Annotated in this window: 23 protein-coding genes; all 23 read right to left on the reverse strand. The window is 41.9% G+C overall.

Annotated elements, in window-relative coordinates; genetic code table 11:
- Positions 1–91: 91 nt before the first annotated feature.
- Entirely contained in the window at positions 92–1,081 is a 990-nt protein-coding gene (locus NMM13_RS06530) for a lipoate--protein ligase (protein ID WP_254728158.1), read from the reverse strand.
- 229 nt (positions 1,082–1,310) lie between these two features.
- Complete coding sequence (gene lpdA / locus NMM13_RS06535) at positions 1,311–3,014, reverse strand: dihydrolipoyl dehydrogenase (RefSeq protein WP_254728160.1); 1,704 nt, start codon at positions 3,012–3,014, stop codon at positions 1,311–1,313.
- A 41-nt stretch (positions 3,015–3,055) separates the two neighbouring features.
- Positions 3,056–4,099 (reverse strand): dihydrolipoamide acetyltransferase, encoded by a 1,044-nt coding sequence (locus NMM13_RS06540; RefSeq protein WP_254728161.1) that lies wholly within the window; start codon positions 4,097–4,099, stop codon positions 3,056–3,058.
- Positions 4,100–4,415: 316 nt separating this feature from the next.
- Positions 4,416–5,408, reverse strand: a complete 993-nt coding sequence (locus tag NMM13_RS06545) for an alpha-ketoacid dehydrogenase subunit beta (protein ID WP_254728163.1) — start codon at positions 5,406–5,408, stop codon at positions 4,416–4,418.
- Positions 5,409–5,424: 16 nt separating this feature from the next.
- Positions 5,425–6,393, reverse strand: a complete 969-nt coding sequence (locus NMM13_RS06550; protein WP_049497866.1) for a thiamine pyrophosphate-dependent dehydrogenase E1 component subunit alpha — start codon at positions 6,391–6,393, stop codon at positions 5,425–5,427.
- A 219-nt stretch (positions 6,394–6,612) separates the two neighbouring features.
- Positions 6,613–7,779 carry an acetyl-CoA carboxylase biotin carboxylase subunit family protein gene (locus tag NMM13_RS06555; RefSeq protein WP_254728165.1) on the reverse strand — a complete coding sequence of 389 codons (1,167 nt, stop codon included), beginning with the start codon at positions 7,777–7,779 and terminating at the stop codon, positions 6,613–6,615.
- A 21-nt stretch (positions 7,780–7,800) separates the two neighbouring features.
- Positions 7,801–8,541, reverse strand: a complete 741-nt coding sequence (locus NMM13_RS06560; protein ID WP_254728167.1) for an esterase family protein — start codon at positions 8,539–8,541, stop codon at positions 7,801–7,803.
- A 38-nt stretch (positions 8,542–8,579) separates the two neighbouring features.
- Entirely contained in the window at positions 8,580–9,407 is an 828-nt protein-coding gene (locus tag NMM13_RS06565) for an alpha/beta hydrolase (protein WP_070465931.1), read from the reverse strand.
- Positions 9,408–9,500: 93 nt separating this feature from the next.
- Entirely contained in the window at positions 9,501–10,835 is a 1,335-nt protein-coding gene (trmFO, locus tag NMM13_RS06570; RefSeq protein WP_254728169.1) for a methylenetetrahydrofolate--tRNA-(uracil(54)-C(5))-methyltransferase (FADH(2)-oxidizing) TrmFO, read from the reverse strand.
- 169 nt (positions 10,836–11,004) lie between these two features.
- Positions 11,005–11,709: a DUF3307 domain-containing protein gene (locus NMM13_RS06575; RefSeq protein WP_254728171.1), complete on the reverse strand. Its 705-nt coding sequence runs from the start codon at positions 11,707–11,709 to the stop codon at positions 11,005–11,007.
- Positions 11,693–12,370 carry a SatD family protein gene (locus NMM13_RS06580; protein WP_254728173.1) on the reverse strand — a complete coding sequence of 226 codons (678 nt, stop codon included), beginning with the start codon at positions 12,368–12,370 and terminating at the stop codon, positions 11,693–11,695. Before NMM13_RS06580 ends, NMM13_RS06575 begins: the two co-directional genes overlap by 17 nt.
- 106 nt (positions 12,371–12,476) lie before the next feature.
- On the reverse strand, positions 12,477–14,558 hold the full coding sequence (gene topA / locus NMM13_RS06585; protein WP_254728175.1) for a type I DNA topoisomerase: 2,082 nt from the start codon (positions 14,556–14,558) through the stop codon (positions 12,477–12,479).
- A gap of 86 nt (positions 14,559–14,644) precedes the next feature.
- Positions 14,645–15,493: a DNA-processing protein DprA gene (gene dprA / locus NMM13_RS06590; RefSeq protein WP_254728177.1), complete on the reverse strand. Its 849-nt coding sequence runs from the start codon at positions 15,491–15,493 to the stop codon at positions 14,645–14,647.
- Between the two features lie 60 nt (positions 15,494–15,553).
- Complete coding sequence (locus NMM13_RS06595) at positions 15,554–16,483, reverse strand: ROK family protein (RefSeq protein ID WP_254728179.1); 930 nt, start codon at positions 16,481–16,483, stop codon at positions 15,554–15,556.
- 3 nt (positions 16,484–16,486) lie between these two features.
- A complete protein-coding gene (locus NMM13_RS06600; protein WP_254728181.1) occupies positions 16,487–17,254 on the reverse strand; it encodes a ribonuclease HII in 768 nt (255 codons plus the stop codon).
- Positions 17,241–18,092, reverse strand: coding sequence for a ribosome biogenesis GTPase YlqF (ylqF, locus tag NMM13_RS06605; protein ID WP_254728183.1), 852 nt, complete (start codon positions 18,090–18,092; stop codon positions 17,241–17,243). Before ylqF ends, NMM13_RS06600 begins: the two co-directional genes overlap by 14 nt.
- Positions 18,093–18,205: 113 nt before the next feature.
- Entirely contained in the window at positions 18,206–18,544 is a 339-nt protein-coding gene (locus NMM13_RS06610) for an ATP cone domain-containing protein (RefSeq protein ID WP_049514815.1), read from the reverse strand.
- A gap of 180 nt (positions 18,545–18,724) precedes the next feature.
- The gene (gene dapA, locus NMM13_RS06615; RefSeq protein ID WP_254728185.1) at positions 18,725–19,660 is read right to left on the reverse strand and encodes a 4-hydroxy-tetrahydrodipicolinate synthase; all 936 of its coding nucleotides are present in this window, start codon (positions 19,658–19,660) and stop codon (positions 18,725–18,727) included.
- A gap of 364 nt (positions 19,661–20,024) precedes the next feature.
- On the reverse strand, positions 20,025–21,101 hold the full coding sequence (locus tag NMM13_RS06620; RefSeq protein WP_037607909.1) for an aspartate-semialdehyde dehydrogenase: 1,077 nt from the start codon (positions 21,099–21,101) through the stop codon (positions 20,025–20,027).
- A 145-nt stretch (positions 21,102–21,246) separates the two neighbouring features.
- Positions 21,247–21,798 carry a LemA family protein gene (locus NMM13_RS06625; protein WP_254728187.1) on the reverse strand — a complete coding sequence of 184 codons (552 nt, stop codon included), beginning with the start codon at positions 21,796–21,798 and terminating at the stop codon, positions 21,247–21,249.
- Positions 21,795–22,796 carry a DUF3137 domain-containing protein gene (locus NMM13_RS06630; protein ID WP_254728189.1) on the reverse strand — a complete coding sequence of 334 codons (1,002 nt, stop codon included), beginning with the start codon at positions 22,794–22,796 and terminating at the stop codon, positions 21,795–21,797. Before NMM13_RS06630 ends, NMM13_RS06625 begins: the two co-directional genes overlap by 4 nt.
- 285 nt (positions 22,797–23,081) lie before the next feature.
- The gene (locus tag NMM13_RS06635) at positions 23,082–23,741 is read right to left on the reverse strand and encodes a DNA alkylation repair protein (RefSeq protein WP_254728191.1); all 660 of its coding nucleotides are present in this window, start codon (positions 23,739–23,741) and stop codon (positions 23,082–23,084) included.
- A gap of 16 nt (positions 23,742–23,757) precedes the next feature.
- Positions 23,758–25,332 carry a cardiolipin synthase gene (gene cls / locus NMM13_RS06640; RefSeq protein ID WP_254728193.1) on the reverse strand — a complete coding sequence of 525 codons (1,575 nt, stop codon included), beginning with the start codon at positions 25,330–25,332 and terminating at the stop codon, positions 23,758–23,760.
- Positions 25,333–25,349 lie beyond the last annotated feature (17 nt).

Here is a 25,349-nt window from a genome sequence, read left to right on the forward strand (position 1 = left end):
TTACTATACTACAAAATCCTTAGTAAAACAATAATTTCTATGTGAAACTAGTTTCAAAAAAGAGATCCGCTTCTGCGAATCTCTTTTGACTTTATTCCACCACAGCCTCAGCAATTTCTTCTGCAGTGATTCCTGCGAAGTAACGACCTAAATTAATGGTATGAAGGGCTTTAAGAACATCTTCGCGTTCGTATTTGACACCACGAAGGACATCTTCTACTGCTGCTACGTCTTCGATACCAAAGAAGTCTCCATAAATCTTGATGTCTTGGATCTTGGATTCAATGACGTTAGCGAAGATTTCAACCTTACCGCTGGGGAATTTAGTGCCACGACGGACATTGTATTCAGGGGACTTCCCATAGTTCCAATCCCAGGTACCGAACTTGGTTTCCTTGATACGGTTGATCTCTGCCAATTCTTCATCCGAGAAGACATATTCTGTCATCTCAGGATATTCTTTCTTCATGTAGTCCAGAAGCAGGTCACGGAACTCTTCGACGGTGATTTTTTCTGGCAACTCGTCGATAATATTGGTCACACGAGCACGAACCGATTTAACCCCTTTAGACTCAAACTTGTCTTTAGACACCTTGAGAGCATTGGCAAGGACAGACAAATCAACATCAAAAAGAAGGCAACCATGGTGCATGATCCGTCCATTGATGTAAGCTTGGGCATTCCCACAGAATTTCTTACCGTCGATTTCCAAGTCGTTACGGCCTGTAAATTCAGCTTTAACACCAAGTTCAGCTAAAGTATTGATCACAGGAGTAGAAAAACTCTTGAAGTCAAAGGCCTTGTTTTCATCTTCTTTTGAAATGATGGTATAGTTAAGGTTGTTCAAATCATGGTAAACAGCTCCACCACCACTGATCCGACGGACCACTTCAATTCCATGCTCCCGAACGTAGTCACGGTTGATTTCTTCGATGGTATTTTGGTGACGACCAACGATGATGGATGGTTTGTTAATCCAGAGAAGGAAGATTTGATCCTCGTCCAATAGATGCTTAAAAGCATACTCTTCTAAAGCAATATTAAAAGCTGTATCATTTGAATAATTAATAATGTATTTCATAGTAATTCCAAAAAATTCGTTTTATAAATCCTACTCATAGCAGGATGAGCGTTAGACAGAAATAGTTGAATTTCACTTAATTTTCTGAAGTAGTAAAAAGAAATGTAACGATAACTCGTTACATTTCTCGGAAAAATTGAGACTAGAGGCTCAATTTTTAGGCATGGAACTCTAAGAGAGGTCGTTGCCGTCCGTACTACTTTAAGAAAATCTAATTGAAATAATAATATTATTTCTTCTTAGGTGAGTGAACTGCCAAGCCAAGTACATCCGCAAAAGCTTCGTACATCACTTCTGAGAAGGTTGGGTGACCATGAATGGTCTTGAGCATTTCTTCTACAGTGATTTCCATCTCAATGATGGTAGAAGCTTCGTTGATCAATTCAGCAGCTGCTGGACCAATGATGTGAACCCCAAGAACTTCACCATATTTCTTGTCTGCAATGACTTTTACAAATCCTTGAGCCGCATCTGATGCAATGGCACGCCCGTTTGCGGCAAAGTTGAATTTACCGATTTGGACATCATATTTCTCACGAGCTTGTTCTTCTGTCAAACCAACAGCCGCAACTTCTGGAAGTGTGTAGATAGCTGCAGGAGTTAAGTTCAATTTGGCAACAGCGTGGTTTCCTTTAAGAGCATTTTCAGCCGCTACTTCACCCATACGGAAGGCAGCGTGGGCCAACATCTTCGTACCATTGATATCACCTGGCGCATAGATACCTGGAACAGATGTTTCCATGTATTCATTGACCTTGATCCGACCACGATCCAATTCAAAATCAACTTCTCCGATTCCTTCAAGATCTGGAACACGTCCGATTGAAAGAAGAGCTTTGTTTGCAATGATATCGTCTTTTCCTTCAACCTTGATACGGAGTTTGCCATCTTCTTCAATGATTTCTTGCAGTTTAGTATCTGTCAAGATAGTCATACCTTTGCGTTCGAGGATCAAACGAAGGTTCTTAGATACTTCCGCATCCATAGCTGGAACAATGCGGTCCATCATTTCAATAACCGTAACTTTTGAACCAAAGGTCATAAAGGCTTGACCAAGCTCGATACCGACAACTCCACCACCAATGATCACAAGGCTTTCTGGGACTTCATTCATATCCAAGATGTCATCACTCGTCATTACAAGGGAAGACTCCATACCAGGAACGTTAATCTTGCTGACTTTTGAACCACCAGCAAGGATAATCTTCTTAGTTTCAAGTAACTCAGAACCATTGACCAAAACATTCTTATCTTTCGTAATGGTACCGATACCCTTATGAACATCAACTCCGTAGCTACGAAGAAGTCCTGCAACACCACCAACCAAAGTATTTACGACCTTGTTCTTGGTTTCAAGAACCTTGTCCATATCCACTGTGAAGCTAGGATTGTCAATGATGATCCCACGGTTTGCCGCATGACCGATATTTTCAATGATTTCAGCGTTGTGGAGGTAAGTCTTAGTTGGGATACATCCGCGGTTCAAGCAAGTTCCACCAAGTTCAGATTTCTCAACAAGGGCAACCTTACCACCCAATTGAGCTGCCTTGATAGCAGATACGTAACCAGCAGGACCACCACCGATCACTACGATATCATAAGCATCATCGCTCTTATTGTCATCATTTGAAGCACTTGCTGCAGGTGCTGGGCTAGCTTCTGGTGCAGAAGCTCCAGCTGATGGGATGTTTTCCCCTTCCTCACCAAGGTAACCGATAACTTCTGTTACAGGGACTGTCTCGCCGTCCCCTTTTAAGATAGCAATCAAGTAGCCATCTTCTTCAGCTTCCAATTCCATGCTGACTTTATCTGTCATGATTTCAAGGAGAATTTCTCCTTCTTTTACAAATTCGCCGACTTTTTTATTCCACTGAACGATTTGTCCTTCGGTCATATCTACGCCGGCTTTTGGCATAATTACTTCTAAGGCCATTTTATTTCCCTCTTTTTCTTGTTTCTATTCTCTCTCGTTGATTAGACCAACATTGAAATCGGGTCTTCAATCAAGGCTTTCAAGTCTTTCATGAATTTGGCACCAGCCATACCATCGACAACGCGGTGGTCAATGGTCAAGCCCAAGCTCATGATTGGACGAATGACGATTTCACCATTCACAACCACTGGTTTTTCAACAGTTGCGCTAACCCCAAGAATGGCAGAGTTTGGTTGGTTGATAATCGGTCCAAAAGATTGAACACCAAACATCCCCAAGTTACTGATGGTAAAAGTTGAATTTTGCAATTCGCTTGGAGCAAGCTTACCATCCAAGGTACGTCCGATAACGTCCTTCAAGGCTACCACCAACTCTGATAAAGTCATCTTTTCTGCGTTATAGACAACCGGTGTCATCAGCCCATTGTCCATCCCAACCGCCATAGCCAAGTTGACATAGTTGTGAGTGATGATGGTTTTGCCATCTTCTGTTAATGACGCATTGATGTATGGATGTTTCATCAAGGTCTTAACAACCGCAAGAGAAAGCAAATCTGTTACAGTGACTTTCTTGCCAGTTGCTTCCATGATTGGATCCAATACTTTCTTACGAAGGGCCAACATTTGAGACATATCAACGTCATAGTTCAAAGTAAAGGTTGGTGCTGTCAAATAAGATTCCACCATCCGTTGAGCAATCACCTTACGCATTGGTGTCATCGGAATTCGCTCGATTTCACCATAAGGTGTCACATTATCTGGAGCTTCCTCCACCTTCTCGATTTGAGCAGGTGACTTAATGGTCTCATTCTCGATATTTTCAGGAAGGAAAGCAAGGACGTCCTTCTTCATGATCTTGCCACGATGACCAGTTCCTTGGATTTCTTGCCAAGCAATATTGTGTTCTAAAGCAATTCGTTTTGCAAGTGGTGAAATGCGAACCACATTTGTGTCTTTATATGTTTCCACGTCTTCTTTGTGGACACGACCGTTTGCGCCTGAACCAGAAACATCATAGAGGTTGATCCCTAAATCATCCGCTAATTTTCTAGCCGCAGGAGTCGCTCTTAGCTTATCATCAGCCATGACCTCTCCTATTCTATTATAAGATACTAAGGGCGTTAAAAGTCAAAGTGAAAATAGGAAACTTGACGAAGAAACTTTAGTTTCTAGGAAAGTTTATCTTTTTCACACAACTTTAGCCCGAGTTCAATTCTACAAGCAACTTGGATACATGCGTATCTCAAGTTGCTACGGTTGCCGCTATCAGGCGGTCAACCTAGTAGACTTACTAATTCGTTCGTCGAATATAATCGATTCGACTCTCTCATGTCGCATTTTTCAGATAAAAAATGAGAGAGAAAAACGAATTTCATTCACATAAAATAATTTATGTTATGTACTATTCTTTATTATACGTTTTGCGAATGGCATTTTTGATGCTTTCAACTGTTGGGATCATTGCATTTTCAAGGTTTTGTGCGTAAGGCATTGGCACATCTTCCCCCGCACAACGGCGGATGGGTGCATCCAAGTAATCAAATGCTTCTGATTCAGAAATGATAGCTGAAATTTCACCGATATAACCACTTGTTTTATGGGCGTCATTGACAAGGACGACTTTTCCTGTTTTCTTAACAGAATTAATAATAATCTCTTTATCAAGTGGAACCAAGGTACGTGGGTCTACTACTTCTACTGAAAGGCCTTCTTCAGCTAATTCTTCAGCTGCTTGCATGACACGACGAAGCATTTTCCCGTAGGTTACGACAGTGACATCAGTACCCTCACGTTTGATTTCTCCGACACCAAGTGGAATCGTGTAGTCTGGATCAACTGGCACTTCCCCTTTTTGGTTGAATTCTGATTTGTACTCAAGAATGATAACTGGGTTGTTATCACGGATAGAAGACTTGAGAAGTCCTTTCATGTCCGCTGGAGTTCCTGGAGCAACAACTTTCAAACCAGGAATATGGGTGAACCATGATTCCAAAGATTGGGAGTGTTGAGCTGCAGATCCAACTCCGTTACCGGCAGCACAGCGAATGGTCATCGGTACTTGCCCTTTTCCACCAAACATGTAGCGCGTCTTGGCAGCTTGGTTGACAATAGCATCCATGGCAATCACTGAGAAATCCATGAAGGTCATATCAACGATTGGACGAAGTCCGGTCATGGCTGCACCAGCTGCTGCACCTGAAATCGCAGCCTCCGAAATTGGACAGTCACGAACACGTTCTGGACCGAATTCCTCTAGCATCCCTACGGAAGTTCCGAAGTCTCCACCAAAAACTCCGACATCTTCCCCCATCAACAATACATTTTCGTCGCGACGCATTTCCTCAGACATAGCAAGGATAATGGTATCGCGGAAAGACATTAATTTTGTTTCCATAATTCTCTACTCCCCCTTAGTCTGCGTAAATATCTTCGAAAGCTGATTCGAGTGGAGGGAATGGGCTTTCTTCCGCAAATTTCACTGAAGCTTCAACGGCTTCTTTCACTTCTTCTTGAATCTGATCCAATTCTTCTGCGCTCGCAATTTCATTTTCAAGGAGATACTTACGAAGATTTTCAATCGGATCTTTCTTCTTCCACTCTTCGACTTCTTCACGAGTCCGGTATTTACCAGGGTCAGATGAAGAGTGACCAAGCCAACGATAGGTAACACTTTCAATCAAGACAGGACCTTTACCAGAGCGAACGTGTTCAACAGCTTTTTGGAATCCTTCATAGACATCAATTACGTTGTTACCATCTGGAATAAACATTCCTGGAATGCCGTAAGCAGCACTACGCTCATGAATGTGCTGGATATTGGTCATTTTCTTAATGTCAGCAGAGATTCCATAACCATTATTAATACAGTAGAAAATTACTGGTAGGTTCCAGATGGAAGCCATATTGACCGCTTCGTGGAAGACACCTTCGTTGGTTGCGCCATCGCCAAAGAAGCAGACAACAATCTTACCAGTCTTATGCATTTGTTGAGTAAGGGCTGCACCTACAGCAATCCCCATACCACCACCGACGATACCGTTGGCACCGAGGTTACCGGCATCCAGGTCAGCGATATGCATAGAGCCTCCCTTCCCTTTACAAGTACCCGTATACTTACCAAGGATCTCAGCCATCATGCCATTCAAATCGATTCCTTTAGCGATAGCTTGTCCGTGTCCACGGTGGTTAGATGTCAGCAAATCATCGTCGTTTAAAGCCAGCATCGCTCCAACGTTTGCTGCTTCTTCCCCAACAGAAAAGTGCGTCATTCCTGGCACTTTCCCTTTTTTTACTAACTGTGCAATTTTTAAGTCCATGCGACGGATTTCTTCCATTTTACGGAACATTTCCAATAAGAGACTTTTATCTAATGTTGCCATCTTTTCGCCTTTCTTAACATTTATTCATACTCTTTTATTCTAGCCAAAAATGAAAGCACTGTCAAAAATAATGCTCAAATGATTTCACAAACTTTATTCCTTGGAAGAAGGTTTTATAAGCTTTTTTTTAATATAAATTCAATATTTCACAAACTTATTTCTCATAGTTTTGCTATACATATAAAAAACCGATAGGATCCTATCCTACCGGTCGTCATCTTATGATTGGCGTTGACCAAAGTCGTGAATCATTTGTTCTAACTCTTCACGACTAGGTGTTGTAAGCATATAGAGGAAATCTCCCTGAAGTTCTGCAAAAGCAGCAGGCATGTCTTTCTTCACACGGAATTGATCACGGTATTTAGCCAGAACTTCTTCCTCTGAAAGGACATAGGCTGCATTGGCACGGCGAGAAGTTGCCAAGCAATAAAGGGGCTCAAACTCAGAAGCTGGGAAAGGTTCTCCTGCTACGATGGCTGCATAACCTCGGTATAAGTCAATGGAGTGAGCATAATTGTAGACATCGATGGTAAAACCACCTGCTGGACGATTATTGTACTCGATTGCAATATAGTCATCCCCATCGCGGAAGAACTCGATATGGAAGAAACGTTCTTTCATGCCAAAGGCTTTGACAATCGCTTCCCCGTATTGACGCAATTTTGGATCCATCTCTTTGAGGACATAATAAGAGTTATCCATCTTGTAGAGCATCAAATCTAATGGCGTATAGGCATAGTCAAAAGTCGTTGAAAAGACAATATTGCCATCGCGATCAACCAGACCATCAAAGGTACAGATCTCGCTAGAAGTGACGAATTTCTCAAAGAAGTACTCCGTATGTCCATCCCATTCTGCCTTGAAATGATCTACATCTTCTGGTGTTTCAAGTTTAAAGGTCGCTGCTGCTCCTACTCCATTGTCAGGTTTGGCAATCAATGGCAACCCAATCTTCTTCACGGCCTTATCAATGTCTTTTTCTGTTTTAACCACGGCACCAGGAACGACAGGAACTCCTGCTTTCTTGAAGAGTTTCTTCATTTCGGATTTAAACTTGGTTTTCTTCAGATCTTTTGGCTTAGCTCCAAAGACATTGAATTGCTCCCGAAGCGCCGCATCTAATTCCAACCAGTACTCGTTATGGGACTCGATGCGATCGATTGGCCCGTGTTTGTAGAAGAGGAAGGCTACTGCACGCTTCACTTCATCTAAGTCTTCCATATTTTCTACACGGAAATACTCTGTCAAACTATTGCGCAATGGCTCATCTAACTGTTCGTACGGCTCTTGACCAATCCCCAAGACAGTGATTCCCTTGTTAGCTAGTTCAATGGTGAATTGTTGGAAATTTTGTGGATAATAAGGTGAAATAACAAGATAATTCATAGAGGTCTCCTCCCTTTTGACTTATAGATACATTTGTCCTAGGAAATAGGGCATTTGCTTGCGCCACCATTCCCAATCGTGGGCTACATCATGGCCCCATTCAGCGAACCAAGCGGGAATGTTTTTGTGATCAAAGGCTTCTTTCAGTTTGTAGAAAGATGGAAGCCCGTCTTGCTCCCAAGCTCCTAAACCAGTACAAACAACGATTTCAGCCTGACGGTAACGGTCGATAAACCAGCCATCATTTTGGTTCCAGATATAATCAGATGGAGAGTTTTGGTAAATGGCTTCATCGCCTCCAAACTCACCAACAAAGAAACGAGCGTCATAGACACCACTCAAGGCAATCACTTTGTTGAAGACGTCTGGATGTTGCAAGAAGAAATTGAGGGCATGGTAGGCTCCCATAGAGCATCCGGTTGTCATCATCGGATCAAACCATCCCGTTTTGTGCTTGATGAATGGAATGGCTTCTTCAATCACGTAGCGTTCATAAGCGCGATGCATTTCAGCTCGGTCGTGAGGGTTTTTCCAATTACAAAGCCAGCTTTCACTATCGACACTTGAAAGGGTGAAAAATTGAACCCGTCCTTCTTCGATAAACTGAGCACAGGCATCAATCATACCAAAGTCATAGTATTCGTTATGGCTTCCACCTGATGAAGCGAAGACCACTACAGGAATCCCTGCATGTCCATAACGGTTTAGATACATTTCGCGGTTAAGTTGGCCACTCCAGTGGCTAAGATGTTCTATATTCATAGGTTCCCTCTTTCTTTATGATAAAAATTTAAAAGCTTCTAGTCCCACTTCTCTGCTAAGAAACGAAGACATTCCGGTAAATGCTCTGCCCAGGCTTCTTCATGGTGGATAGCCCCAGATTGAATCCGAATGGCGATATTTTCTAAAGCTACTCCTTGTTGAATGACATCATGATAGTAACGAAGAGATGAGTCAATATAGGCTTGCTTGATATTCCCTGCCATCAGGGTTTTATCTGTATCATCAGCCTCTTCAGTGCCCACATAGATGTAAATGCGTTGATCTGCATATAATTTTTTTCGCTCGATATAATGATTGAAGGCATCTTGGTGCAGCCAGTTAGCGGATGAAAAGACCCCTAAACAACCGATTTGATCTTGGTACTCTAGGCCCAAAAATTGTGTAATATTTCCACCAAGCGAAGAGCCAATCATGGCTGTATGTTCTCTGTCAGCAAGCGTTCGGTATTCTTGGTCAATGAAAGGTTTGACTACTTCCATAACGAACTCTCCGTACTCAACGCCCTTGCCACCAAATTGCATTCCAGGAATATTAGATTCCTTGTATTTCCAGGCAGAGTATTCATTCATGCGTTGGAAACCATCATTATCGATCGCAACGACAATCATGCGGCTAATATCAGGATTCCGCTTAATGGCTGGAATCACCTTCCAGGAATGACCTGCAAAAGCTTCCTTGCTATAGAGAACATTCTGGCCATCATGAAAATAGACAACAGGATAGCGTCGATCAGTATCTGTTTCATAATTCTTAGGTAATAAGACTCTCACACGACGGAGTTTTCCGGTATAAGGCACTTTCAATTCGTGTGTCTTCATATCTAAATAAAAATAGGATTTGTTCATTGTCAGAAAACTCTCTATATTCTAAATTTTATTCATTATACCATTTTTAGAAGAAAAAGTCTGGATTTTCTCCAAACTTTTTCCTTTCTTGGGTTATTTTTCCATAAACTGAGCCAAATCTTGCAAGGAACGTTCGGCAATTTTCTCATAACGTTCCTTTTTATCCCGAATGCGTGGACCTTCTAGCTCCTTGATAATCCCAAAGTTAACATTCATAGGTTGGAAATGTTTGCTGTCGGCATGAGTGATATAGTGGGCCAAGCTTCCGATAGCAGTTGTTTCAGGGAAAATAGCTGCTTCTTCTCCTTTAAAGAGGCGAGCTGCATTGATCCCAGCAACTAAGCCAGAAGCTGCAGATTCAACATAGCCCTCCACTCCTGTCATTTGACCTGCAAAGAAGAGGTTTGGTTGTTTCTTCGAACGATAAGTTTGTTCAAGCAGGTTTGGAGAGTCCATGTAAGAATTGCGGTGCATGACGCCGTAACGAACGAACTCCGCATTTTCTAAACCAGGGATCATTTGGAAGACCCGCTTTTGCTCACCCCATTTAAGGTGAGTTTGGAAGCCAACGATATTATAGAGGCTAGCCGCTGCATTGTCTTGGCGAAGCTGAACGACTGCGTAAGGGGTCTTAAATTCCCCATCACGAGGTCCTTTGTAATCATCCGGATACTCGAGTCCAACTGGCTTCATAGGACCATAGAGCATGGTTTTAATGCCTCGTTTAGCCATGACTTCGATTGGCATACAACCTTCGAAATACTTTTCTTTTTCAAAAGAGTTAAGCGGGGCTTCTTCCGCGTTAACCAAGGCCTCATGGAAATCCATAAATTCCTGTTTGGTCATGGGACAGTTGAGATAGGCTGCCTCGCCTTTGTCATAGCGAGACTTGAGATAAACCTTGTCCATATCGACTGTATTGACATCGATGATCGGAGCCGCCGCATCATAGAAATAAAAACCATCACCACCGTTGAGCGCGTGAATCTTTTCCGCCAAGGCATCGCTAGTTAGAGGGCCCGTTGCAACCACTGTGATAGCATCTGTCGGCAATTCCGTAATTTCATCACGAATCACTTCAATGAGCGGGTGTTGGGATACCTTCTCAGTTACCCGACTAGCAAAGCCTTCGCGGTCCACTGCCAGCGCTCCACCAGCCGGTACCCGAGTCGCTTCAGCAGCTTCAAGGATGACTGAACCTAAGCGACGCATTTCTTCTTTGAGGAGCCCGACAGCATTGGTTAACGAATCCCCACGAAGAGAGTTGGAACAGACTAACTCAGCAAAATTGTCTGTTTTGTGTTGCGGAGTGGATTTGACCCCACGCATTTCATAAAGCTTCACCGGGATTCCCTGTTGGGCAATCTGGAAAGCTGCTTCCGAACCTGCCAAACCAGCACCGATAACATTAATATAAGATTGAGACATGACACTAATACCTCTTTGGGTGGAACCTAAGTTCATATCAAAACAAGCTACCGGACTGTTTGACACCCATAAATCTTTCTAAATTCATACTTGATCCATTATACCAAAAAGCTAAGTAAAAAGACAGGGAGGCTTTCCCTTCCTGTCTAGACTTTAACTATTTATTTTCTTATAAACACAACCAAGCTGCCAAGAGGGCAGAGAGGATACTGAATAAGGATCCAATCAAGTAATACTCCGCAAAGGCTGGATTTTCCGAAATTTTATTGTAGCGAGCGATAGATTTGGCTGTAAAGACTAGCCCGATCGAAGCAAATTGTCCATAGACCAGACAGGCTCCAATCACTAAACGCTCTAAAAAGCCAATCATAGAACCAGCCCCAGTGATCGTATCCATTTTCTTCTTGCTGGTGGGTTGATATTTAGTAAACAGAATTTTAAAAGCAATATTGCTTGGTTTCCCAACTAGAAGGACATAAAAGATTAGATTTAAAATGTCCAAGGGTAGATAGGTCGTGCCATCTTTAGCTCCCATAAGGACTAGACAAGTAATGATACCAATATGCAAGACTTGATCCAGCGCAAAGGTCCATGCGGTTGGTAATTTCAATTGTTTCTGAACTATTGGTTTTAAGAAATCTATTGCAGCATGGGTCAGTAAAATAACCAAGCAAATCCACCACAAATCTAGATGACAGAAGGAAACGACGATCAGAGGCAGAGCTACATATAGAATGTGAAGCCCTAGCACTTTCTTATCCTGATCCTTGCGATCCGCCATCTTTTGGCTTTGAAAATAATAATCTGATAGTAAATGACAAATCAATAAGAGAATCAAGTATGGATTCACTATGATACTAGACAATCCGCTCATCTTCCTCTCCTTTCACTGTGCTTTGTATACTAGCCAGGGCAGCTGCTCTCCCCCGTAAATAAACACGGATACTACTACTCTTTAACCGTTTAGAGAGGGCACTTGGGTTAATAGCTAGTGATTGAGCCAAATCCTGCTGACTAAAGGACTCGCTATATACGGATCTCTTTAGAAGATTGAGCAAGATCTCTTCCTGACTATCCCGCCAACCCGAACGAATGGCTTCTCCAGAAGCGATGAGGGCGTTCACAAAAAAGTCTCGGTTTTCCTTCCCGCTTGAAAAATAAATCTGTGTATTACCATAGTCATTTTTCTGATGAACAAGATTGATGGCTGCGCGTGCATTCCAATAAGCTGGACCATCCGCTCCAACACTTTGCAAGGGATCAATAGCTGTTACAATCTCTCCAAGTCCAATACCAAAACGAAGTTGTGTCGGGTTTAGTTCCAAACGCAAGGTATCGATGATTTGAAAAACCGGAGCATCCACTTCTAAAAGCGCCTGAAACTCATCTCCCAAGGTCAAAGTAAAACGGGATGCCAGGTAATCTCCAAATAATTCGTTCATCTTTTGAAGCGTTTTTTCTACCTGTTTTTGCAGGTCAAGACGTTCTTGAACCATTTTGGAATCAATGACATCTGCAATCAAAGCAAGATACATAAGCCTACCTCCTTGTGTCTATTATAACGAAAAAAAGCAAAAATGTCTATTATAACAGACATTTATAAAAATTGCCGTTATAATAGACATTGAATCATTTAAAAGATTATTTCACTTTTTCTTCTTCGTAGTCCCCATTGCTACAAACGACTTGTTTGCCACCGCCACGGACTTTCTTCTCAACTAAGTAATGACCACATTTTGGACAATCCCGGCCGATTGGCTTGTCCCAAGAAGTGAATTCGCAGTCTGGGTAGCGATTACAGCCATAGAAGATACGGTTGCGCTTGGTTTTACGCTCGATGATTTGTCCCTGGTGACAGTTTGGACATTCCACTCCAATTTCCTTAACGATGGCTTGGGTGTGGCGACAATCTGGGAAATTACTACAAGCATAGAACTTGCCAAAACGTCCTAATTTAATCACCATCGGGCTGCCACAGACTTCACAATCAAAACCAGCTGGTTCGTCTTTGATTTGGATTTTTTCCATCTCTTCTTCAGCCTTGGCGACTTCTTTAGAGAATGGTTTGTAGAAGGCATCAATGACTTTTTGCCACTCTTCTTTTCCGAGTTCGACATCATCGAGTTTCCCTTCCATCTCTGCTGTGAAGGTCACGTTGACAATATCTGGGAAGAATTCAACAATCAGTTTATTAACGATTTCCCCTAATTCCGTTGGTTCAAAGCGTTTGGCTACCAGCTTGACATAATAGCGTTTTTGAATGGTCTCAATCGTCGGAGCATAGGTTGAAGGGCGTCCAACACCGTTCTCTTCCAAGGTCTTGATCAAAGTTGCTTCAGAATAGCGAGCAGGTGGTTGGGTAAAGTGTTGCTCAGGCTTGCTATTGACCTGCTTGACGATATCGCCTTCTACCATGTCCGGCAACATCTTGTTTTTGTCTGAATCATTATAAATCGCCAAATAACCATCAAACTTCACCTGGCTCCCATTTGCCGTATACTGAACCCCATTTTGACCTAAACGGACATTCATCGTATCAAAGACAGCTGCGGTCATTTGACTAGCGACAAAACGGTTCCAAATCAAGGTGTAGAGTTTCAATTGGTCTTTGTCCAAGTATTTAGCAATGCTCTCAGGAGTATTGAAGACGCTAGACGGACGAATCGCTTCGTGGGCATCTTGGGCACTAGAAGCATTCTTCACACGACTTCCATGTTTAGAATATTTCTCACCGAAGCGATCCACGATAAAATCAGCTGCCTCATTTTGCGCAACCGGACTAATTCGTGTGGAATCGGTACGCATATAGGTAATCAAACCTTGAACACCAGAGCCAATATTGATTCCTTCGTACAATTGCTGAGCGACCATCATGGTCTTGCGGGTACGGAAGTTAATCTTATTGGCTGCATCCATCTGCATAGAAGAGGTGGTGTAAGGAAGTGGTGCATTCCGACGACGTTCTTTCTTTTCAACTTTTTCAACGGTAAAATCTTTGCCATCTAGGCGTTCAAGTACTGCTTTCACCTCTTCATTGGTGTTGAGCTTCATCTTCTTGCCATCAATCCCATAGAAGCTAGCTTGGAATTGTTTGGTCCCTTTTTTGAAGACACCATCAATGGTCCAGTATTCTTCCGGCTTGAAATCATTAACTTCGTTTTCACGATCAATGATTAATTTGAGGGCAACTGATTGCACGCGCCCTGCAGAAAGTCCTTTTTTGACCTTTTTCCAAAGAATAGGCGAAATTGAATACCCTACAATCCGGTCCAAGACCCGACGTGCTTGTTGGGCATCAACCAAATCCATATCGATTTGACGCGGTTCTTTAAAGGCATTTTTAACGGCATCCTTAGTGATTTCATTAAAAACCACGCGGTTCTTTTCTTTGGCATCCAAGTTCAAAATATGAGCTAAATGCCAAGAAATAGCTTCTCCTTCTCGGTCCGGGTCACTTGCGAGAAAGACTTGTTTGGCTTTTTTAGCTTCTTTTTTCAAATCATTGATCAAGGGACCTTTTCCGCGAATATTGATATACTCCGGTTCATAGTTATTGTCGAAATCAATCGACATGGTTGATTTTTTCAGGTCCCGAATATGGCCAACACTGGCCATGACTTTGTAGTTACGACCAAGGTATTTTTCGATTGTTTTCGCCTTGGCAGGAGACTCCACAATCACCAAATTTTTCTTGGTTGTACTGCTTTTCTTTTTTGTTACCACGTTTTATCCCTCTGTATTGTATAAATCTCATTGAGTTTAATACATTTTAAGAAAGATGTCAACTAGGAACTTCTCCTATAGGAAAATCACAATTCGTATTTCAATTCATCAAGAATGTCCTGGCCTGATGTGACAAGCTTTGCGCCTTCTTGAATCAGGTGATGGCAGCCTGCAGATTTTCCATCTAAAATATTTCCTGGGATCGCAAAGACATCGCGTCCTTCCTCCATGGCCCTTTCACAAGTAATCAAACTACCTGAACGGAGTCGAGCCTCTGCCACAATCACTGCCTGACAGAGACCTGCAATGATGCGATTTCTCTCAGGAAAATGAAACTTAAGTGGTGCCTGCCCTGGACCATACTCACTTAAGATCAGATGGTGTTCCCCCATATGTGACTGTAATCTCTGATTGCTCTTAGGATAAAAAACATCCAGCCCCGTTCCTATCACTCCGATGGTCTTACCACCATTTCGGATACTGGCATAATGTGCAGTCGCATCAATCCCTTTTGCAAGTCCACTGACGATGACCAGTTCATTCCCAAGTTCCTTAATAATTTTCTCTACAGATCGTACCCCCTCTCGCGTTGTCTCTCGAGCTCCTACCACTGCAATTTTTGGCCTGGTTAACAGCTCCAAATCTCCTTGGTAAAAAAGGAGTGCAGGAGGATTGTAGATCTGTAGTAATTCCTCAGGGTATTCAGGATCAAAAATGGATAAAGATGGGAATCGTTCAAAGTCTTTGTGTAATTGGTCGTCGTCTAGTTGCCGGTATTTGTCTACAAAATGAATGATACTGCGACAGCTAGCAATCCTTGCTATCTCTTTTAAGCTTGGCAAGATTTGATCTTTCTTACAGTAATCCAAGACTCTCAAGACTTGCTCATTTGATAAACCGGCTGCTTTTAATTTAAAGATTTCAAATTTCTCCATGGTCACCTTCTACTTCCTCTCACTTATTTATTCGAAAAAGAAAAGAAAAAAGCTCTATTTCTAGAACTTTTTTTGATTTTCTGATGAATAAAAGTAGGCTGCAGCGCCAATTAGGTTACTCTCATTATGGAAGCGAGTCGCTTGAATGGGTAAAGCCTCAAATTGTTCATGCCCTCTTTGAGAGAGCAGGTCATGGTATTGGTGATTGATTTCATCGATCAGTAGCGGTTGGCTACTAATGCCCCCTCCAATGGTCACCTTCTCAAGTCGCAACAAAGATTGAAGATTAAAAATCAGAATAGCAATATCATAGCAATAGGCCTGAAACAAGGTTGTCAGCTCCTCGTTACCCCCTTGATCAAGAGCACTGAAAACAGATATACCATCTGCCTTTTCTAGATTCAAGATGTGACTAGCTTTCTCAACAAATTGAACAGCTGAACCGGTGTTTTCCAAAAGATTGGAAATGCCTTGCAAAAAGAGTTCTCGATGAAAACGACGATTTTCTGGTGTTCTTTCTGTCTTATCAATAGACCGAATGTATTCTGTCAGTTGCCATCCACTCAATAAATCACCGTTAGAAAGAAGAGCAAGGCCAACTCCTGTCCCTAAGACCAAGGTCGCCCCGCACGGACAATCTTTTAGATTGCCAAGCCTTGCTTCTGCTAGACCTGCGGCTTCTCCATCATTGAGAACAGTGACTGGTACTTGAAATGTTTGTTGCAATCTACTAGCCAAGGGAATGTTGCGCAAATAAGGGATGAGACCGCCTCGAAAGACAAAGCCAAGTGTCTTTTGGATCTCACCAGGACAAGAAATGGCGATTCCGTCGATTTGTTCCCGAAAAGGTGTAACGATTTCTTCTAATCCTTGCCAAAACTCCTCAATCGTAGGTGGCGTCGGAATTTTGTCTGTATGAACCAAGTGATAGTCCACGTCCATCAGACCATACTTTATAAAGGTCCCTCCGATATCGATGGTAAATAGCATAGCCTAATCCTCACACATCGATTTGACCGGTTCAAATGAACACCGATGGATAGGCGTCACTCCCAGCTTGTGCAGCCCAGCTAGATGCTTAGCCGTTCCATAGCCAGCGTTCTGTGCAAAATCATAGCCTGGATATAACTGAGCCAAGTCCTCCATCATCTGATCCCGAGTCACCTTAGCTACGATAGAGGCAGCAGCAATGGATAAGGAATTAGCATCTCCTTTGATGATACTAGTTTGGGGAATAGAAAGATCCAACTTCATGGCATCAATCAAAAGATGCTGGGGTTGAGGATCTAGCTGACCAATGGCCTCCATCATGGCTAGTTTCGTAGCTTCATAGATATTGACCTGGTCAATCACTTGATTGTCCTTAACGCCGATTCCGATCGCAATAGCTTCTTTGAGCACAGCCTCATAGATTTCCTTGTGTTTGGATTTTGGAATTTTTTTACTATCGTTGAGGCCTGGAATCTTAGAACCTTTAGGTAAGATCACGGCAGCTGCAACAACAGGTCCCGCTAATGGGCCACGTCCCACTTCATCCACTCCTGCAATGAGCTCAGTTCCACGCGCATAGCATTCCTTTTCATAGGCCAGCATTCCTTCCAAGCGCTCATCTTCATCTAAACATTTTTGGATTTCCCTTTTTCGCTTTGCAATCGCTTGGATCACACCAGATCGATCATCCTTTTCCAATTCAGCAAACAATGGATCGTTTAACTGCTGGATGTCTTCTAATTGTTCTTTAATTTCCTTAATGGTTGCCATCAATTTCCCCTACGCGATCCAGTGTATATCGTCCTAATTTCCCATCGCGCACGTCTTTAACAAAGAGTTGGTAAAAACGGTCGTAATCCTCGCGAAATCCCAATTTCTGAGTCATCTCCATAATAATTTCAGGAGCTTCTTGCTCCAGGTTCATTTGTTTAAAACGCTCTTGTAAAACTGCTGGATAGTGCTCTTTAAAATAGTTAAGACCAAAGATGGTCACTTCATCCATTGGAAGCAACTGATCCTTGATAGCTCCAGTTAAGGCCAGCTTTAAGGCCACTTCTTCATCTTCAAATTTGGGCCAAAGAATCCCAGGAGTATCCAAGATTTCGAGATCCTTATTGGTTTTCAACCATTGTTGCCCCTTGGTCACCCCTGGTTTATTGCCAACAACAGCAATCTTTTTCCCTGCTAAGCGGTTCATAAGAGTGGACTTCCCAGCATTTGGAATCCCGATAATCATGGTCCGAAGGGTTTCAATCTGAATCCCCCGTTCCTTCTGACGAACAATTTTATCGGCCATCAAGCTCTTAGCAGCATCTGTGACCTTCTTAACCGTCGACTGCTCTTTGGAGTTGATCGCCAAGGTTTTGATGCCTTGTGCTTCAAAATAGTCCTGCCATTCTTTTGTAGCCACAGGATCTGCCAGGTCTACCTTGTTCAAAATCATCAATTTAGGCTTTTCACCAACAATTTTTGTCAACATGGGATTTTGGCTTGATAGGGGCAAACGAGCATCTACCAGAACCGTCACAAAATCCACGAATTTTAAATTTTCTTGTACTTGTCTTCTAGCTTTGGACATGTGTCCAGGAAACCATTGAATAGTTGCCATGTTCTCCATTCCTTTCCAGTTCAATCTCCTCTATTATACCATGTTTTCTTGAATTCTCAGTGATTAATAAAAATACTAAAAAGAAGCTACCGAAGTAACTTCTATTTTATATTCTAGCGAATTTGTTCAAAATGCAAATGCACGGCAATATGGTCACCATAGCCACTCCGTTCCAAATCGCGTTGCAAGCGATAAGAAATATAATGTTCAGCAATGGTAATATAGCCTGCACCAAGTAAACGATGCTCTACCATTGATTGGATCATACTAATGGTTGCGCGTTCTACTTGAGCTTCATCCAAATCCATGGCTACTTTCTTCGTTACTTGAGCTAGATTTTGTCGCAAATCATCTGTCAAAACATAGACCACTTGCGCTGCTTTCAAAATAGCTTGGTAAATTTTATCCGGGTTGAATTCAACCACTTCTCCACTACGTTTAATGACTTCCATCGGAGTCTCCTTTATCCATTATTTTTTTCATGAATGCTCCATTTCCGTAAGACAGGGAATGAATACCTACTACTTTATTATATAATTTTTTTGCCAAGAATCAAAGGTCTTTCAAAAAATAGATTCATTGGTTGGGAAGTTAAGTTATTATTATTCAAACACATTTCTTACAACAAAATATTAGTAATCTGGTCTTAAAACACCTGTTATGATCTCTTTGGTTGCATGGTAATCCCCATCTACTACAACCTTGATAATGCGTTTCGCTTCTTCTGCCGGTGCTGGCACCAAGGGCAAACGAGTTGGCCCAGCTTCAAATCCCATATAGTTCAAAACAGCTTTGACAGGAGCTGGACTCGGATAAGAGAAGAGAGCATTGACTTTAGGGATAAACTGACGTTGGATAGCCGCAGCCTTTTTAATATCGTTGTGCTCAATGGCTTGGAACATCTCATACATCTCATCTCCATTTGTATGAGAGGCTACTGAGATCACCCCATCAGCTCCAAGGTTCATCGCGTGGAAAGCATCACCATCTTCCCCCGTGTAAACAAGAAATTCTTCTGGCTTGTGTTCAATCAAATAGGCCATATTAGCCAGAGTTGTACACTCTTTGACACCAATGATATTCGGGTGTTCTGCCAAACGAAGCATGGTTTCAGGTGTCATTTCTACTACCACGCGCCCTGGAATATTGTAGATAATAATCGGAAGATTGGATGCATCCGCAATCGCTTTAAAGTGTTGATACATTCCTTCTTGGGATGGTTTGTTGTAGTAAGGAACAATAGCCAATCCTGCTGCAAAGCCACCAAAAGTATCCACTTCTTTAACGAACTCGATCGAATCGCGAGTTTCATTGGTTCCGACACCAGCGATCAAAGGAACTCGACCATTGACAATCTTTTGTACAGCTGCAAAGAGCTCCAATTCCTCATCGTGGGTCAGAGTTGGACTTTCCGCAGTCGTACCAGCTAAGAGAATCCCGTCTGTATGATGAGCCAAGAGGTGCTCGATCAAGGCAGGAAGAGCATCAAAATTAATGGTCCCATCTTCATGGAAGGGGGTGATAAATGCAGTGATGATTTTACAATCTTTTAAATCATTATAAGACATAGAAAAACCTTTCTCTATATAAGAAAGAGGCTGGGGCATGCTTGCCTTTGCCTCATGATCTGTTCATAAAACAAGTTGATTTGCTAGGTAGCTGAAGAAAAGTCAAACTCTTCGAGTTACTGATTTCTGAATCATGGCGCAGTGGTTGATTGGAACTACTCATGTTTGCAACATTCGTACTTCCTAATCAACTGTGCGGGGGAAAAACTACGAAATCAAACTCTTCGAGTTACTGATTTCTGAATCGTGACGCAGTGGTTGATTGGAACTACTCATGTTTGCAACATTCGTACTTCCTAATCAACTGTGCGGGGGAAAAACTACGAAATCAAACTCTTCGAGTTACTGATTTCTGTTTTTCTCCCTATTTCAATTCAAACTTCAATTCAGCTGTTGGACGTACGAGTCCACGTTCGTGAAGTGTTTCTGCGATTTGGACTGAGTTCCAAGCGGCACCTTTTAGAAGGTTGTCTGAAACCACCCACATGTGGATCCCTTTTTCAGCATCCAAGTCTTTACGTATACGTCCGACGAATGTATCACGTGAACCAACAGCATTAACTGCTTGTGGGTAGATTTGGTGAGCAACGTCGTCTTCAAGGACTGCACCTGGGAATTCTGCAATAGCAGCTTTCACTTCGTCAATTGGTGCCACTTCTTTTGTTTCAATGTAGACTGACTCTGAGTGAGCTGACAAGACTGGAATCCGCACACAAGTTGCTGAAACGGCAATGCTATCGTCTTCCATAATTTTCTTAGTCTCGTTTGTCATCTTCATTTCTTCGTAAGTATAGTCATTTTCTGTGAAGACGTCGATTTGTGGAAGAGCGTTGAAAGCGATTGGATAGTGTTTCTTATCTCCACCTGAAGGCAAGATTTCAGCTTTGACATCACGTGGATTAACGCCGTCGTTTAAGACTTCTTTCAACTCACGTTGAGTTTCAAGAATAGCTCCCATACCAGCACCTGAAACAGCTTGGTAAGTAGACACAATAATACGTTCCAAGCCCCATTTTTGACGGACTGGCTCAAGAGCGACCATCATTTGGATCGTTGAACAGTTTGGACAAGAGATAATGCCGTTATGAGCATCAAGCGCATGTGCATTGACTTCAGGAACAACCAATGGGACATCCGGATTTTGACGGAAATAAGAAGTGTTATCCACCACTACTGCGCCTGCTTTCACAGCGTATGGTGCATATTTAGCAGATGTTGAACCGCCAGCTGAGAAAAGGGCAATATCAACCCCTTCGAAAGCATCTTCAGTCGTTTCTTCAATAGTCACATCTTGACCCTTGAATTGCAAGACCTTCCCTGCAGAACGTGCAGACGCAAGGTAGCGAATCTTATCGATTGGAAGAGTAGATTCTTCCAACATTTTGATCATTTGAGCACCAACGGCACCTGTAGCACCGACAACAGCAACTGTATATCCCATAGTAAATCCTCTTTCAAAATTTTCTAAAAATTGAGTATTTGTACTATTATACAATTTTTTGGCATAAATGAAAAGTACCAACAGTAGGAAAAAATCCTGATAACAAGACCAAGATTTTTGATGGTTATTAATAATAAATAGCTCTTTAGTTAAGGTCATAGTTCAAATCACTTAAATCTTTCTTACCTTGTGTTTCTTCAGCAAGAAATGGAACTTGATGGATCCCCTTTACACCTGCTACGATAGACGTCGGAAATGAAACAATTTCTTGATTGATGTGGCTAATATTACTGTTGACAATTCGCTTCGCTGCAGCAAGATCTTCATTTTCATCAGCAATTTCCTTTTGCAAGGCCAAGAATTGATTAGAAGACAAGAGCTCTGGATAATTTTCACCAACTGCACGAATTTGTGCCAAGACATCGTTTTGATTGGTTATGACTTGGTTGGATTCTTGAATGCTCGCTCCTTGACGTAAAGCAACTAAATCTGTAAAAAGGTCTTGTTCATGTTTGGCATAAGCCTTCGCTACTTTTAGCATTTCCGAAATGGTATCATAGCGTTTTACGAGAACGATATCGACCGTTCTCTTTGATTCTTCAATGGTCACTAGATAGCGATTGAGACGATTTCCTACACTAATAAACCAAATAGCCAATAGGGCAACAAATATGATTAAGCCGATAATGAGATTCATGATGCTTCTCCTTCAAAAATTGCTGTTATTTCTTTAATTAAAGCTAGTTCTCTGCATAATTTATGATATTCAAATACCAAAGATAGTTGATCAATATCTTCTGGTTTTTGGGGCGTCGGAAAGATATAGCGATCGGTATACAAAGAAATAAATAGTTTCTTGTCTTTCAAAAATACACACATGGCATTTTGAGAAATTTGTCGATCAAACCATTCCAACATCTTAGGGGTGAGAAATTTACGGGCAGACAATTCATCCGTGCAGTAGATATTGTAATTCTCGTTATTGCGAATATCCTCGGTTTCAATCTGAACTTCATCTCCTCTGGCTCCAGGATAAACCCCATTCACCTCCCTCTTAAATAGAAAGGATTTCTTGGTTGGCACAACCCGAAGATGACCGGAGAAATTGATCGGTAGACATAAAGAGAACACTTGTCCAAGGAAATCTGTAACTTCCACATGTTCCGTCCTCGTATGTCCATTGGACGTCCGGTAACGAGTCTCCGTATGATGGGCATAGAGATTTGACACCGTCAGCTCTTTGTCATCATGAAATGATAGCTCTTTGAAACATAGAAAATCAGTTGACCGAGGACATAAATGCGAAAGAGCTTCAGAAGGGATGGAACCATCCTCTTTGATCGAAGCCTTAGGAAAAACTTCCTTTAATACAGGCGACAAGATATCATCAAGATAGATCTCATCGTTCGAACGAATTCGATCCCCAAACAAGGCTTTTCGTTTTTTATATTGTGGCCAATAATACAAACCTACAACTAAAAGTATCAAAGGAATAGCTGCAAAACGCAATAAAATGAGAGACAGTATGGCACAAACAATACCAAAAGATCGGAAAACATTCCATTGTAGATTGTTCTTCATTTGTTCTCGGATTAATCCGATTGCATCCTGAAATTGTTTGGAGTTTTCTAGCTCCTCAATTTTATGCGAATAGTCTATAGATGCTGGATCATTAGAATGATAGAAATCTCCCAATCAACTCAACTCCTTTCTGACATTAGGCACTTTACTATATTATAACACCAACGTAACTTTGTAGCAATTGTATTATAATAGTTTTCAATTCTTTGAAGAAACAAAAAAATCCTGATCCGAAGACCAGGATTCGAGGCACCTTTCGATGAGAACAGCCGGTTCACACAACTGCTCAAGGTCCGCTCCTGCGTTACAATTGAATGTAGACCTCCTCAGCGCAAAAGGCTCCTAAGAGCCAATCGACTCATCGCATAAAACTAGTTTACCATGAACGGCCAAAAAATGTCAAGAGGGTAGGTACTTGCTTCCTTCTCGAATGCTCAAAGGAGACAACTGATCTCGATAGCGGTCAATAAAGGCCCCTACCCAATCCGGATTAACCTTGGAATAATTGCGTAAACTCCAGCCAATTGCCTTATTTATAAAGAACTCGCTTTGACCTAGATTATTGAGGATCACTTTTTCTAACAAATCCGTATCTGTTTTTTCTTTCCTCATAAGCTGGTGGTCAATGGCAATCCGCCTCAACCAAAAGTCCTGATCCTTACTCCAATCCAGCATAACCTGCTTGGTTTCTGGATAGTGCAAAGTAATCTCTCCGATGATAAGGTCCAATTGATCTATACTGTCCCACCATGATTTGGTTTGAGCCAATTCCTTTAGCTTTGGAAAATCTTCAGGTCTAAGCTCCTTCTTCTTTTTATCCAGATAATCCATAGCAATATATTGGAACTCACGGTAAGGTTGCTGCCAACACTCTTCCACAAAAGTCCAATCAATTGGATCCTTTATGAAAGGTTTAAAAAACTCTCTTTCAATCTTTTTGAGAATTGGTTTTTGAACGCCAAGAAAGCTGAATTTATTTTTCATATAAGCTTCCATTGCTGGGACTTTCGCTGGATCAGCTTGGTTTTCTAACAATTTCAAAAGAATTTTTGTATCCATATGATTTCCTCCTTTTTTACATCAAAGGCCCAATTAAAGAAAAGAGATAGCCACCCAGACGATGAGCCATAGGAATTTTAGATAAACTTTCTAGAGTGACTTCCTCTGAGAGAGCCTGGGTTCTCTCAAAATCTTGTTCAATATGAAGCACTTCTAGATTTTTGTAGAGAAAAACCCCATCTTCAAAATTTTGATAGAGACTTCGGTAGTCTGTATTAATGGTTCCTACCACAGCTTGTTGGCTATCAGAAACATAAACTTTAGCATGGACAAAGCCTGGGGTATAACGGAAAATACGGACGCCAGCATCCAAGAGGGCTTTAAAATAGGTCGTCGCAATATCAAAGGCATACTGTTTATCTGGAATCCCTGGCATAATGATACGAACATCCACACCTCGTCTGGCCGCAAATGTCATGGCTCGAACCAATTCATCATCCAAGATCAGATACGGCGTCATGATATAGACATAATTAGTAGATGTATTCAGAAGATGTAAATAAACATTTTCTGCAACCTTGTGGTAGGTCAACGGTGAATTGCCATAAGGAAGAACCAAGCCCTGGCTCTTTCTTTGTTGAGGTTTTTCTTGTAGATAGCGCTCCATATCCGCTTTGTCTTCTATTCCGGTCACTGTCCACATGGTCAAAAAGAGAGCTTTTAGCGTTTGAACTGCTGAACCATCTAATCGAAGGGCCGTATCCTTCCAATGACCAAAGCGTTCTAGTTTATTGACATACTCATCAGCGATGTTAACGCCACCAGTGTAAGCAACTTGACCATCAATCACTGTAATCTTTCGATGGTCTCGGTAATTGTAATAGGTTGATAGAATAGGCTTGACTGGTGAGAAGGCCTGAGCTTTAATGCCAACCTTGTGCAATCGCTCGATATAATCGTAGGACAAGGTAGTCATCTCATTCATCCCATCAAACATGACACGAACATCCATACCTGCCTTGGCCTTCTCCTCCAAAATGGCTAAAATCTCGCCCCACATGATCCCTTCGTCGATAATGAAATATTCCATGAAGATATAACGCTCCGCCTTTTTCAAATCCTCCAACAAGGCCGGAAGCATGTCATCTCCAAGTGAAAAGTAGGCTACCTCTGTGTTGCTGTAGATAGGAAACTGGGCTGGACTATGCTCCAAAAAATAAGCTAATTTCTGTAATTGGCGATCACTTTGGGATAAATAATCAGCAACTTCTGGATCGGTGCTTAGGTAGTCGGTTACCTGCACTGTAGCATCCTCAAGCCGTTTCTTCAAGCGTCTTACACCTAAATCAGCTAACGAAAAATAGAGCAGAGCCGTCCCAAAAATTGGAAAGAGGGCAATGATAATCACCCAGGACAATTTGGAACGAGAATCCATGGAACGATTGAGCAAGTAAAAGAAGGTAAAGACACTCAACAAGTGTTCCCATAAGATAATGGATGGGAAATGCTCTTGTAGGCTGAGATATGAACAAACAAGAAAGGCCAATTCCAGTAAGAAGAATAGGAGGATGGGAACCTTTCGGTTAAGTAGAATTTTGGCCCATCTTGAGGGCTTTTGAGGTAACAGTCTAGCACTTTGTTCTTGAGTCATAAAAACCTCTTTCGTAT

The organism is Streptococcus sp. CF8_St5-11, from assembly GCF_024295625.1.
Lineage (GTDB): Bacteria > Bacillota > Bacilli > Lactobacillales > Streptococcaceae > Streptococcus.